Annotated in this window: 10 protein-coding genes, 1 tRNA gene and 2 pseudogenes; 3 read left to right on the top strand and 10 right to left on the bottom strand. The window is 38.3% G+C overall.

Features of this window, described 5'->3' with window-relative positions:
* Positions 1-71 precede the first annotated feature (71 nt).
* Positions 72-1,076 (bottom strand): nucleoid-associated protein YejK, encoded by a 1,005-nt coding sequence (gene yejK / locus AACQ38_RS08895; RefSeq protein ID WP_109791653.1) that lies wholly within the window; start codon positions 1,074-1,076, stop codon positions 72-74.
* A 271-nt stretch (positions 1,077-1,347) separates the two neighbouring features.
* Here yejK and AACQ38_RS08900 point away from each other — a divergent pair, with 271 nt between their 5' ends.
* The 3 genes from AACQ38_RS08900 to AACQ38_RS08910 all read left to right on the top strand — a co-directional run bounded on the left by AACQ38_RS08900 (position 1,348) and on the right by AACQ38_RS08910 (position 3,499).
* A complete protein-coding gene (locus AACQ38_RS08900; RefSeq protein WP_011147091.1) occupies positions 1,348-1,575 on the top strand; it encodes a YejL family protein in 228 nt (75 codons plus the stop codon).
* Between the two features lie 32 nt (positions 1,576-1,607).
* The gene (gene yejM, locus AACQ38_RS08905; protein WP_165577928.1) at positions 1,608-3,347 is read left to right on the top strand and encodes an LPS biosynthesis-modulating metalloenzyme YejM; all 1,740 of its coding nucleotides are present in this window, start codon (positions 1,608-1,610) and stop codon (positions 3,345-3,347) included.
* Between the two features lie 75 nt (positions 3,348-3,422).
* Positions 3,423-3,499, top strand: a tRNA-Pro gene (locus tag AACQ38_RS08910).
* A 218-nt stretch (positions 3,500-3,717) separates the two neighbouring features.
* Here the strand turns inward: AACQ38_RS08910 and AACQ38_RS08915 are convergent.
* The 9 genes and pseudogenes from AACQ38_RS08915 to AACQ38_RS08955 form a co-directional block, all read right to left on the bottom strand.
* On the bottom strand, positions 3,718-4,806 hold the full coding sequence (locus tag AACQ38_RS08915) for a tail fiber protein (RefSeq protein WP_165577929.1): 1,089 nt from the start codon (positions 4,804-4,806) through the stop codon (positions 3,718-3,720).
* A gap of 320 nt (positions 4,807-5,126) precedes the next feature.
* Positions 5,127-5,750: a tail fiber assembly protein gene (locus tag AACQ38_RS08920; protein WP_445260619.1), complete on the bottom strand. Its 624-nt coding sequence runs from the start codon at positions 5,748-5,750 to the stop codon at positions 5,127-5,129.
* Between the two features lie 227 nt (positions 5,751-5,977).
* Positions 5,978-6,635: pseudogene (locus AACQ38_RS08925) on the bottom strand (tail fiber protein); the annotation flags it as partial.
* Positions 6,636-6,864: 229 nt separating this feature from the next.
* A pseudogene (locus tag AACQ38_RS08930) lies at positions 6,865-7,144 on the bottom strand (helix-turn-helix domain-containing protein).
* A 228-nt stretch (positions 7,145-7,372) separates the two neighbouring features.
* The gene (locus tag AACQ38_RS08935; RefSeq protein WP_165577930.1) at positions 7,373-8,032 is read right to left on the bottom strand and encodes a DUF4431 domain-containing protein; all 660 of its coding nucleotides are present in this window, start codon (positions 8,030-8,032) and stop codon (positions 7,373-7,375) included.
* 402 nt (positions 8,033-8,434) lie between these two features.
* Positions 8,435-8,857, bottom strand: coding sequence for a tail fiber assembly protein (locus tag AACQ38_RS08940; protein WP_165577931.1), 423 nt, complete (start codon positions 8,855-8,857; stop codon positions 8,435-8,437).
* 2 nt (positions 8,858-8,859) lie between these two features.
* On the bottom strand, positions 8,860-9,444 hold the full coding sequence (locus AACQ38_RS08945; RefSeq protein WP_165577932.1) for a gp53-like domain-containing protein: 585 nt from the start codon (positions 9,442-9,444) through the stop codon (positions 8,860-8,862).
* A gap of 243 nt (positions 9,445-9,687) precedes the next feature.
* Positions 9,688-11,103 (bottom strand): tail fiber assembly protein, encoded by a 1,416-nt coding sequence (locus AACQ38_RS08950; protein ID WP_165577933.1) that lies wholly within the window; start codon positions 11,101-11,103, stop codon positions 9,688-9,690.
* Between the two features lie 82 nt (positions 11,104-11,185).
* The gene (locus AACQ38_RS08955; protein WP_165577934.1) at positions 11,186-12,670 is read right to left on the bottom strand and encodes a pyocin knob domain-containing protein; all 1,485 of its coding nucleotides are present in this window, start codon (positions 12,668-12,670) and stop codon (positions 11,186-11,188) included.
* Positions 12,671-13,516: the final 846 nt, after the last annotated feature.

A 13,516-nucleotide genomic window follows, 5' to 3' on the forward strand; every position in this document is an offset into this window, starting at 1 on the left:
TAGCCACAGCCGAGCTTTTCGGGACGCCGAGTAAATAACGCCGCATTTGCGGCGTTATTTATTTTTTAGCCTCAATGACCACTGCTACGGCGCTGTAACTGGTCACGTAAATTTGGTGGCGTGCCTTTAATGGTTAAAGTATCCGTTGCCGGATCCCAGAAAATTCTTTCACCAAATAACATCGCATCAAAATTGATTGTTAATCCGCCGCCACTGCCGGCAAATTTAGTCAGTTGACGCAACGTACTGCGATCCGCCGGGAAACTCTCTTCCAGTTCATATTCCTGCTCTTGAGAAAACTGCTGAAAATTCTGCTCTCCAAATGTAGGTAATGCCTGAGACAACGCCTTAATTTCAATTTCCTCTCCTGCCTGCAATTGTTCATTACAATAGTTATATACTTGCTGGCGATACGCTTGACGCTCATCCTTATTAAGCTCACCAGATTCACAATAATCATCAACGGCTTGTAGCAAGCCTTTATTCTGAACTTTAGCATTCATACCTTCACTAGCAGCGAGAAAATCCATAAAGAAATCTGAAACTTTACGCCCTACTCGCCCTTTCAGGAATGTTAAATAACGGCTTGATTCAGGATGAGTTTCCCACTCCGTCAAATCTATACGAGCAACAATATCTGCATGAGGAATATCCAGATAATGCGTAGTATTTAAATCCAGATTATCGTTAACAGACATACTGTTACAGCTATTAAGCACAGCAATCAATAAATACTCTACCGCCAGATAGCGATACTGACAAAACAGGACCGTCCCTCCCTCAGCAAACGGATATTTCGCCAGTTCATCCCTCAGACGTGCCGTTGCTGCCCGACTGAACCCAAGAAAATCTTCATCACCTTTACGCTGATGTCTGAGTGCTTCTGCCAATTCACTCTCTTCATTAAATAAGCCGTAAGCTTTACTTTTTGCGCTGTATACTCGGTGTAATTCAGCCATCATATCTTCCACCACTTGATCGGTGGCGAGCAAAGAATCACGCAACACGACATCTAATGTCTGTTCATCACGCTTGATTAATTGATGCAAGGCAATCTGGTCTATTTGCAGACTCATTCTTTCTACTCCTTTCGGCTGACTTCACGCATTTTTAAACACGCATTCAAACACCGATAACAAACGACTGCAATAAAAAAACCCCAAAAGAAAATAACGTTTCATCATCTGCCATCAACTATAATTTGCTGACAGATATCAAAAAATTGCCAAAAATAGGCTATTACTGCAACATAATCTTAACCGTGAATTAATTTGCCACAAAAGAGCAGAAAATCACGCATCTATACGGTAAGATAATGTGCTTTGTTAGTTCAGGAAGTTTAAATCTATGCCACAGTCATCTCGTTACAGTGACGAACACGTTGAACGTTTATTAACAGAACTCGTCAGTGTTCTGGAAAGAAACCGTACCCCGACAGACCTTTCTCTAATGGTACTGGGCAATATGGTGACAAATTTAATCAATACGAGTATATCGCCTGCACAGCGCAGACATATTGCTGACTCGTTTGCACACGCGCTTAAATCTTCGGTAAACGAAGATAAAGCCCATTAATTCTTTAACTAAGACTACAACGTAAACAAAATATGGTGACTAGCCGTCAGCGTTATCGTGAAAAAGTTTCCCAAATGATTAGCTGGGGGCATTGGTTTGCCCTATTTAATATTCTGCTTAGTCTTGGATTAGGTAGCCGTTACCTGTTTGTTTCTGACTGGCCGAGCTCCCTGTTCGGCCGAGTCTATGCTTTGTCCAGTTGGCTTGGGCACTTTAGTTTTATTGTTTTTGCCGCTTATTTGCTGGTTCTGTTTCCACTGACATTTATTGCCATGTCGCAGCGCCTACTCAGGTTTCTTTCAGCCATTTTCGCCACAGCCGGGCTGACGCTGTTAATATTCGATATTGCCATATACAACCGTTTCCACCTTCACCTTACACCTTTAGTTTGGGATTTAGTCATCAATCCTGATCAAGGGGAACTGGCGCGAGAATGGCAACTCATGTTCATCTGTATTCCAGTCATTTTTCTGATACAGATGTTATTTGGTACCTGGAGTTGGCAGAAACTACGCAGCCTGAATCGGCAACGGTTTGGTAAGCCGCTGGCTGCTGTCCTTATTTCGGCTTTTTTAGCTTCCCATTTGATGTATATCTGGGCTGATGCTAATTTTTATCGCCCGATTACCATGCAACGTTCTAACCTGCCGCTCTCCTATCCAATGACAGCACGTAAATTTCTTGAAAAACATGGTCTGCTGGATCAACAAGAATATCAGCGCCGACTTATGCAACAAGGTGATCCTGCGGCACTAACAGTGGAATATCCACTTAATGATCTGACCTATCATGACAAAGGAAACGGATACAACCTGTTAATACTAGTCGTTGATAAACTGGATAATAGAGATATTACCGAGAATATGCCTGCGCTCTCTCATTTCAGAGAAACCAATATTCAGTTCAATCAGCATTTCAGCACTGGCATTCAAAATGATACCGCCCTATTCGGGCTATTTTATGGTATTTCTTCTGGTTATCTGGATGGAATATTGGCTGGACGTAAATCATCAGCCTTGATTAATGCTCTGACCCATCAGGGATATCAATTTGGCCTATTCTCTTCTGTAGGGTTTGGTACTCCGCTTTATCGTCATGCATTACTTTCCGACTACTCACTGCCCACTGAAGTCAACCAAAGCAACCAACTCACGGTAGAACAATGGCAGCAATGGCTAAATTTACCCAATACTAACGCTCCGTGGTTCTCCTTCTTGAGGCTAAGTGGCTTAGATAAAGCAGATTCAGTAGGTAATGCTGCGGCTCTGGATGGTCCGATTAATACCGTACTAGAGACACTAAAAAACAAAAATGCATTGAACAATACTGTCATTGTCATTACCGCTGAACATAGTGAAACCGCCACGACACATCCCCCTAGATGGATAAACAATGGCAAATTTAATCGTGCTCAGATGCATGTTCCGCTGCTAATTCATTGGCCAGGAACACCATCACAGACAATTAGTAAACTGACAAGTCATCAGGACGTCATGACAACATTAATGCAACGTTTGTTGCACGTCAGCAATACTCCTGCTGATTATTCTCAAGGCCAAGATCTATTCGCGGCACAACGTGATAATCCGTGGGTGATTACCGGTGATGATGGTTCCCTGATCATTACAACCAGCGAAAATACCCTGTTCTTGGATAAAAATGGCAACTATCACCTATATGACCTGGAAGGCAACGAAATCAAAGATGCTAAACCCAATCTAGCACAACTGTTACAGATACTAACCGAGGTTAAACATTTTATAGCCAACTAAATGCTTAAAAATCAATCGGTCACAAAATTCAGTACTTGCTTTTAGATAAAAAATCAGTAGTATAATACGAATTATCGGCATGTAGCGCAGCTTGGTAGCGCACCGTCATGGGGTGTCGGGGGTCGGAGGTTCAAATCCTCTCATGCCGACCAAATTTCCCCAGAAAAACCAACCTGTTAGGGTTGGTTTTTTTATGGCTGGGATTTGGCTGGTGTAAAATGGGTGTAAAACCCCGACTTCAAACCTGGCATTCATAGCCATTAACAAACCAGTTCCTCTCACCCCAAAACATAAAATTACCTAATTATTACTGTTCTCACTTCGGCACTTCCGGCCACTCAACATCAAGAACCCACACACATGGGGATCATTATGCTGCTCTCACTATGTAGTTAAATGCGATATTGCGAGGTCTTGATACCCCTATATAAGAAGCTTTCATATTATTCCAAGTAGAAATTGGACTAGCAACCCTAGCTCTTAATGAAAGAGTTTTATTTTCGGGGGCATCCCACTGTAATACCCCTAGCTTATTAAGTGAGAAATTAAGAACATAATCACCTTGACCACCTTCCTGTAATAAATAAGACCCTTCTTGCCATTTCAATAATGAACGGTTTGGATCAATACCACGCCCATCATCCCAACCACGAATAAACTCCCCTCTTAAATCAGGTAATCTACCGTCAGGATAAACTTCGGCTAATTTTGGGAATTTAGACTTGTCAAAAGCCGCACCATTACATTGCAGCCATCCAGCTGGTGGTATGGCAGTCGGCCAAGGCATAGGAACACCTACAGGAATATTATTGACTGTATTAATCAAATTATTCACTTCTGCCTTGGTATATGCACCTACATTACCCGCTGGGATATTAATATTGTCCGTACCATCAAAGGCAACTCCGGCAATCGTTCTGGCTGTAGCCAATTTATTAGCTGCTATAGCAGCGCCATTGGAAGGCAATGCCCCTACATCCATTGCACTCAGACTAATATCTGTACTTAACGCTTTTCCATTCACCTTCCGAGTATTAGGTACTCTATTATTAATATCTTCACGCAATAAATTTATTATTTCCTGAGCAAGCTTTTGTGTAACCGCCAATGTATCACTATCGCCAATCACATTTGTAAGCTGAACAACACCTTTTTGTGTTAATGAGGCATCGGGAATTTTTGTTGTGGTTTTTTGTTCCAAAGCTCTATTTAATTGTGCAGTGAGTTTAGCTATATCCCCATCATCGAGAACATCCTCGCCAGATTGTGTCGAGATGAAATCAGCCAAGACAGATGATATGGTTGATGATTGACGTAATGCCTTATTTAATAAGTGAGTGGGAACATCATTTGGTGGAAATCCAGTCAGTAAATCCTTACTTTCTTCATATAATCTCTGACTCACGACATTTGCATTATTACTAATAGAAAAAGCTTTAAAATCATTCTTCTGACTCATATATACTCCTTAAGTTAAATAATATTATTTTATAGACGACTTATCACAATTCAGTCTATTTCAATAAAATAATAATAAAACACCCTTATAACTCAGAAAGCTGATTATTTTTATATAATTAAAAGAGTAAAAAACCTAATATTTCTCAACCAAAGACACCACACTAAATCTATTTATATTTAACATCCGAAATCATTTTGCCATTTTATTGCTTACTGAAATATTTTTATATTTCATATCTCAGAATGATATTTTAGTGCTGTAATTACATTATCAACAAAATCACTGTCTGAATGGCCTGAATAAACAGGCCATTTTCATCACTTAGGCACTTCCGGCCACTCAATATCAGGCGCTTGTAACACATCTACACGAATGAGCAATACCCGGTATTTTTTCCATTCGAGTAGCGCTGATTTTTCTGCTTCTGTTGCCATACCTATATCAACAGCATCTTGTAAAAATGAGAGTGTTTCATTTGCCTGTCGTAACAGTTCTGCTTTCTTCCGTTTTGCTTCCTCAATCTGGTGGGATTTGAGAAGCTCTTTATCAACCATCCACTCTTTCCCATCCCATTTATCGTAATCGGTATCAGGTTTTTTGAATGTCAATGTTTCTGATAACTCCCCCAATTCAATAATTTCTTGTTGTGCACGAGTTTGCGTGTTGTAAGCTATTTTCCCTCGGTGGTCAGGGACAATTTCCCAACACTTACCGTCTTCACTGCGACAAATAGCCATATCATCAGAATCGGAAAAATCTGGCGCATCAGGGTAAGAACGCGCTGATAAACCTACACCTTCTGCAACATACTCAAAATTAGTTCCAGCAAATTCTCTCGAATAAGGATTAACATGATAAACTTTGATCCAGCCAGCCTGAGTTGCTAATCCGTCTTCACCTAATATGGCTGTTTCCGAATCTAAGATATATTCCTGTGTCACTATTATTCCCGCCTTTACGACGTAGTTAAATGCGATATTACGAGGTCTTGACACTCCTATATACCCCTTACTCGCTTCCCCGAGATGGGTCTTTTCAATCCATTTAACTCTTGTCGAAATATTGCTACTTTCGGGAACATCCCACTTCAATTTTTCACGATCATTGAGTGAGAAGGCAAGAATATTATCACCAGGAGCATAAACTTCCTGTACCAAATAAGATCCTTCTTGCCATGATAATAATGAACGAGATGGATCTACTCCTCTTCCATCATCCCAACCTCGGATAAATTCTCCCCTTAGATCGGGTAATCTACCGTCAGGATAAACTTCCGCCAACTTCGGGTACTGTAATTTATTGAAAAATGCACCATTACAAGAGAGATAGCCGATAGGTGGATAAGGCAGCGGCCATGGAATAGGTGAACCAACAGGAATTTCATTGGCTGTTTTAATCCGGTTATTTATCTCTTCGCGAGTATACTCACGTAATGAATTTATTACTTCCTGAACAAGCTTCTGTGTAACCACTAATGTATCGCTATTGCCAATCACATTTGTAAGCTGGACAACACCTTTTTGTGTTAATGAGGCGCTAGGAATGTCTGTTGCAATTTTTTGTTCTAATGCTTTATTTAATTGTGCGGTTAGTTTGGCTATGTTCCCATCATCCAGAACATCATTGTCAGATCGTGCCGCGATAAAATCAGTCACGGCAGATGATACCGTTGACACTTGACGTAATACCTTATTTAACAAGTGCGTGGGAACATTATCTGGTGAAAATCCAGTCTGCAAACTCTGATTTATTTCATATTTTTCTTGACTGACTACATTAGCATTATTACTAATAGAAAAAGCTTTAAAATCATTCTTCTGACTCATGTACTTTCTCCTTAAATTAAATAACATTCTTTTATAATCAATATATTAAATTATTGCAAAAATAAACCCCTTGCAACTCACACCAATTAAAGTCTAGTTCAGAAAAATAGTTGCTATATCAGATATACTGACCTCAAATACAAAAAAGCCAGCACTAAGCGGCAGCATGGTGGATTTTAAGTAAAAAAGCCTCGCTGAAACGAGGCTGAGGAATTTCTATGCGCTCTATTTACATAGATAACACCTTTAAAACATGAACCGGATCTTTCTCTATTGCCTCCAACAAGGCTTTTGCGGTTCACGCCTTCCTTGCTCCCAGTTCCGCTGGGTTCCAACATTAACGGAAATTAACTTACAAAACCAGTCTGACTTAAACCGGTTGCCTGACGAATATTCTTTACTTTTACTGCTTCAACGTGAGTTTCACGAGAGGCAACACATTCGCCATTAATAATTTCGTTCATCTGTGTCATGCTTTCAGTTAGCCTGGAAAATAATTTACTATTCATTGTTCCCCCCTCCCCCTCATTTAGTGCTCTCAAGACTTTCTTTTCTGATTCACTAAGGTCATCCTTGATACCTTAGAATCTAATATCTTTTGACTGACTACGGTTCCATTTTCGAATATCATTAGGACTCGCCAAATAACAAGCCAGACATCATCGAATTGTAATAGCTTCCCGTCTTACGAATTACCAGCAATACTTCACCAATTATCCACTGCTATTACTTCCAAACTATTTAGCAGCTTCAATTCGTTGAGTTTCAAGCATTATCGGTGTGTGGTGATGTCCAGTAACCGCGTACATAATGGTTCCGGTTACTTTCACGCGGTGTCCGATAAGGCTTCGATACACTGTATAAAATTCATCCTGAACCACCAGTTGCATCAGACTACGATCCCCCCATTCTGGTGCACCTTTAGCGCATTTTATCGTCTTATCCGGTTGCAACACCCAATAAGTCTCAGGGCTATCCCCGTTTTCCACGCTTTCATAATTTGGCGGGCCGGGATAGGTGATCCTTAATAAGGTGCCATCAAGCGTAATTTTTTGTCTTTCTTTATAGCAGTTCTCTGTTGTTTTAATCGCAGCAATTTTTTTGTACATTTCAGATGACCGTTTATACCAATCTTGAAGGCATTCAACTACCGCGCATTTCTCGCGAAGTTCCCAATTCTGTTTTACCAGCGCCTTAAAGTCTGCATTGTTGCCTGTAGCCAATTTGGCCTGAAGGTAATTTATATATAGGTTGTCGTCAGCTTGGGATAATGCCGGGGTCGAGCAAATCAACTTTTCAGCCTTACTGGTGGCTTTTGCGCAATCAAAGCTCGCGCCAAATGATAGGAATGACACACTACACAGTACTAATGCCAAAAAACCTATTAGTGTTTTCATACACTACTCCTATTGGTGATTTTTCAGCATTATTTTAAATACATTAAAGATAAAATCACAACCTGAATTTTTTCTAACTTACAATTATCTCCTCTGGAGACTAATTATGTTTTCAACTCTTGATTTCCTCGAAGTTATCAGGAAGTGTTCCGCTCGATCCTACACGACTGTGAATAATCTGAGCACATCTATTTATCCCCTCACGGCGGAATCGGATGAGCTCTTCAAACATCGCTAATTTGATATTGATATTAAAAAATCCGAGTTCTGTTAAATACAGAACTCAGACTTTAATAGTAGATTGATTTAAAACATCAAATATATGCTGATTTCAAGTCAAATTTGTTAACCCATGTTAACAAAACCATTATAAGAATGGCCTGTTTATTCAGGCAACTGTCATTATTTTGGTTGCTCCGGCCATTCAATATCAGGAGCCTGTGAAATATCAATTCTATTCAGCATTACTCTATACTTCTTCCATACCAACAGAGCCGCCTCCTCTTCTTGAGTCGCAATCCCTAAATCAACAGCATCTTGTAATGGTGCTATTTGCTGGCTAGCCTCTACAATAAATTGTTGTTTTTTACTTTCAACATACTGCTGCAACTCTTCTTTTGTTGGTGGTGGAGTATCGGCCCATTCCGGTAAACCATTTTGACCTGCTATACGATATTTTCCTTCCGGTACATTATTCGCAGCGTATTCTTGATAAATATCAATGCCAACCTCAATGATATCATCAGGCAATGAACCAGAAGCAATATAATTCTGTTCCAATTCCATAGGATAGAATGAATTTGTCTTTGCACTATAAAAATACATAATTAATATCCTATCGCCACATATCTCACAAAATTACTTGCTAACTCGTATGCAGAATTTCTGCATGTCACAATAAATTGACTTGCGGAAACAGGTAAAGCAGCAACTCCAGCGCCAAAATTATCAAACTCAGAATATGTTGCAACGATCTGGAAACAAGCATTAGGGAATGAAATCGGGAAGTATCTGTAATCATTTATCGCCCCACAGCCATTTGCCTGGCCCCATTGAATAATTATTCCAGTATCACCGCATTTCCACCAACCGTTCACAACCTTATTAGCCGTATTCACATTAAGGTTACAACACTTGGCAATTTTTTTGTCTAATACGCTTTTGAATTGTTCGGTGATTTTAGTTACATTGCCATCATCCAAAACATCAGTGCCAGATTCTGTTGCAATAAAATCAGCTATAGCAGATGATATGGTTGATGCTTGACGTAATGCCTTATTTAAGATGTGAGGGTCCATAGAAAATGGTGAAAACCCATTTTTCAACTCTGTACTCCCTTCATATCTTTGCTGATCTATTACATTAGAATTACTAACAATAGCAAAAGCTTTAAAATCATTTTTGGCACTCATATACATCTCCTTAAATTAAATAACATGATTTCATAATAAACAGATTGAATTATCACTAAAGATGATTTCTCACAATTCACATCGATAATAGTCTAGTTTATAAAAATAATAATGAAATATTTTTATAACTAAAACGAGAAACTATTTTTATATAATTTTAAATAATAAATAATCCGCTGGCACGAACAATAAGCCCATCATTCTATAATCCTGAATGACTTGTTTATTCAGACCATTTTTTCATTATTTCGGCTGCTCCGGCCACTCAACATCAGGAGCCAATGAAATATCAACTTTGCTCAATATTATCCTATATTTCTTCCATTCCAGTAGAGCGGCTTTTTCTGCTTCGGAAGCAACGCCTAAATCAACAGCATCTTGTAGTGGAGCAACAAGATTATTAATTTTAGTCAATAACTGAGATTTCTCATGTTCTGCTTGCTGTATTAATTCCTCTTTGGTTGCAGCATAAATACTATCAGATTCTGCTTCCATATTCTCCCCAACAGCCTTGTCAGAAGGTTTATTCAATGAGTTATATTCTTGCGCCCAAGGCGTCCACGGACTATCGTGGAATTGGCTACGCGTATATACCCGACTGCTGTTATAAACAAAATAACGTTGAATAACGCCTGCTGCTTTCAACACAATAAGCGAACCCGCAAACGGCTCAGGGTAATTCGCGCCATTTTTGGCATGAGCATTATACTCTTGATAATAAATCCCAGGTATTTTATAACTATTTAAATCCGCGTTATCACCTAAATTAATCGACTGCCCGGCAAAAATATCTTGAGAAGTAATATTGATATCCGCAGCTAACGCTTTTCCATTAATTTTTCGGAGTCCTGTGATATATCGAGCATCAGATTCTGCTTTTGCATATGCTCCCACTTCTCCAGCAGTAGGTCTATTCAGTGTGTTATATTCTTGCGTCCAAGGCGTCCACGGGCTTTCATGAAATTGACTACGTGTATATACCCGACTGCTGTTATAGACAAAATAACGTTGAATAACCCCGGCCGCTTTCAATACAACCAACGAACCAGCGAACGACTCAGGGTAATTATTACCATTTTTGGCATGAGCATTATACTCTTGGTGATAAATCCCCGGTATTTTATAATTATCCAAATTGGCATTGTCACCTAAACTATGCGCCTGTCCAGCAAGGATATCCTGAGAAGTAATATTAATATCCTCAGTTAATACTTTCCCATTAACTTTTCGGGTATTTGGTATTCTGGTATTAATACTTTCACGTAATGAATTTATTATTTCCTGAACCAACTTTTGCGTAACCGCTAATGTATCACTATTACCCACTACATCGGTAAGCTGAACAATACCTTTTCGTGTTAATGAGGCATTTGGAACTTCTGCTGCAATTTTTTGCTCTAAGGCCCTATTTAGTTGATCGGTAAGTTTAGCTATATTACCATCATCCAAAATATCATTACCAGATTGTGTCGCGATAAAATTAGCTACCACAGATGATATTGTTGACGATTGACGTAATACCTTATTTAACAGATTAACCGGAATATTATCTGGTGGAAATCCAATCTGTAAGCTCTGGTTTTCTTCATACTTTACTTGGCTTACTACATTAGCGTTATCACTAATAGAAAAAGCCTTAAAATCATTTTTGGCACTCATATACAATCCTCAAATTGAATCATATTATTTTGAGAGGAAATTCAAAAATAAAAACATCTATTTTTGCATTGCAAATTACATATCAATATCCTATTGCAAACCAGAATGCAGAGCTTTCAGTCTCGTATGCCCAATAACTAAATCCTGTTACAGACAATTGTCTTGCAACAACATTATATGATGATTCCAGGTTAGATTTATCACTTAATGTTAACGAAACATTTACACAAGCATTAGGAAACTGAATAGGAAAATTAACTGGTGTATCATGTGCAGCCCAATTTACAATCCCCCACTGATAAATTACCCCTGTATCCCCACACTTCCACCAACCATTCACTGATTTCAACGCTGTATTTTTATTTCCTTTAGCATTAACGAGGTTATCGACTTCTGCTTTTGTATACCCGCTAATAACCCTGTCAGCAGGTTTATTCAATGTGTTATATTCTTGAGCCCAAGGTGTCCAAGCATTATCATGGAATTGGCTACGTGTATATACACGACTACTATTATAGACAAAATAACGTTGAATAATTCCAGCCGCTTTCAACACAATAAGCGAACCCGAAAGCGGTTCAGGGTAATTGACGCCATTTTTAGCATGAGCATTATAATCCTGATAATAAATCCCTGGTGTTTTACAGTGATCCAAATTTACATTATCACCTAAACTAATTGCCTGCCCATTCAAAATATCCTGAGAAGTAATAGTGACATCCGTAGCTAAAGATTTTCCATTCACCCTGCGAATTCCCGCAATATATCGAGAATCAGATTCTATTTTTGTATATGCGCCAATCTCATCAGCCGTCGGTTTATTCAGCGTATTATACTCTCTCGTCCAAGGTGTCCACGGATTATCATGAAACTGACTACGTGTATATACTCGACTACTATTATAGACAAAATAGCGTTGAACCGTCCCAGCCGATTTCAATACAACAAGAGAGCCGGCAAGAAATTCAGGATAATTAAGGCCATTTTTGGCATGAGCATCATATTCTTGATGATAAATTCCCGGTATTTTGTAGCTATTTAAATCTGCCTTATCACCTAAACTAATCGCCTGCCCACCCAAAATATCCTGAGAAGTAATGGTGATATCTTCAGACAGTAATTTTCCATTAATTTTTCGGGTATTGGATACCTTAGCATTAATACTTTCACGCAATGAGTTTACTATTTCCTGAGCAAGCTTTTGCGTAACCGCTAATGTGTCACTATCGCCCAGTACATTAGTAAGCTGAACAATGCCTTTTTGTGTTAATGAAGCATTAGGAACTTCTGTTGTGATTTTTTGTTTTAAAGCCTTACTTAATTGCTCGGTAAGTTTAGCTACATCTCCATCATCCAGAACATCACCGCCAGATTGTGTCGCAATAAAATTAGCCACGACAGATGCGATTGTTGACGATTGACGTAATACTTTGTTTAGCAGATTACTCGTAATATTATCTGGTGGAAACCCCGCCTGCAAACTCTGATCTTTTTCATACTTCTCTTGACTCACTACATTAGCATTGTTACTAATAGAAAAAGCCTTAAAATCACTTTTAGTACTCATATACACCCCTTAGATTAAATATTATAATTAATATATTGAATTATTATTAAAGTAATCACTCATAATTTACAGCAGCCATAGTTTAATTCATAAAAATAATAATAAAATGTTCTTCTAACTTAGAAGAATAATTATTTTTATATCATTGACGGCAAGAAAAAAACCAACAAATTTCAACTGTAAATATATTCATGGCATTCATATTCAACATCTAAAATTATTTCACTTTGTCATTACTTATTTTATATTTCATATTCCAAATTAAATTTTTTAGCATTATAACTCCAGCACAAATAAAACCACGGTATATACCCGCTATCTTTCAAGTTGCCTCTTTTTCAGATTTATTAAATAAATAATATAAAAACAATAATCACAAGTATTTTTATTACAACTCATCAATTAAAATGGATGAAAATAAATTTATTATAGTACAGAGGTACTTTTAACATTGTTGTAAACACATTTTCTATTTTTCACACGATTTTTTATTGGATCAAAGTGCAGTCTAAATAGACTGCGCCTTCTCAATAATATGTCAAAATCATATAAATTTATTTCTACTTTGGTGGCTTAAACTAATTAACATCAAAAATGAGAGGAGTATCTTTAAACCCTTTCAATACGGTTTTGTCTCACTAGATTGATGCCAAACCGATAACCACTGCTTAGCTATCATGTTCCGTTATCCTCTCATGTAACAACTGCCAACTGCATTTGTAATCTTAAAAGCAATTGTCAGTCATATCGCTTGGTATCCTCTCCCCGCAAGATACGCTCACTTCATCACCTAAAAACGCCAGACACAAAATTATTTTAATATTTAAAATAATTTTTAAAAACTGC

It is taken from the genome of Photorhabdus sp. RW14-46, assembly GCF_963887965.1.
Taxonomy (GTDB): Bacteria; Pseudomonadota; Gammaproteobacteria; order Enterobacterales; family Enterobacteriaceae; genus Photorhabdus; species Photorhabdus laumondii.

Excerpts from the sequence above, each read along its gene's own strand:
- AACQ38_RS08945 (WP_165577932.1), bottom strand. The coding sequence starts at position 9,444 with ATGAGTGCCAAAAATGATTTTAAAGCTTTTGCTATTGTTAGTAATTCT.
- yejK (WP_109791653.1), bottom strand. The coding sequence starts at position 1,076 with ATGAGTCTGCAAATAGACCAGATTGCCTTGCATCAATTAATCAAGCGT.
- AACQ38_RS08915 (WP_165577929.1), bottom strand. The coding sequence starts at position 4,806 with ATGAGTCAGAAGAATGATTTTAAAGCTTTTTCTATTAGTAATAATGCA.
- AACQ38_RS08940 (WP_165577931.1), bottom strand. The coding sequence starts at position 8,857 with ATGTATTTTTATAGTGCAAAGACAAATTCATTCTATCCTATGGAATTG.
- AACQ38_RS08935 (WP_165577930.1), bottom strand. The coding sequence starts at position 8,032 with ATGAAAACACTAATAGGTTTTTTGGCATTAGTACTGTGTAGTGTGTCA.
- AACQ38_RS08950 (WP_165577933.1), bottom strand. The coding sequence starts at position 11,103 with ATGAGTGCCAAAAATGATTTTAAGGCTTTTTCTATTAGTGATAACGCT.
- yejM (WP_165577928.1), top strand. The coding sequence starts at position 1,608 with ATGGTGACTAGCCGTCAGCGTTATCGTGAAAAAGTTTCCCAAATGATT.
- AACQ38_RS08900 (WP_011147091.1), top strand. The coding sequence starts at position 1,348 with ATGCCACAGTCATCTCGTTACAGTGACGAACACGTTGAACGTTTATTA.
- AACQ38_RS08955 (WP_165577934.1), bottom strand. The coding sequence starts at position 12,670 with ATGAGTACTAAAAGTGATTTTAAGGCTTTTTCTATTAGTAACAATGCT.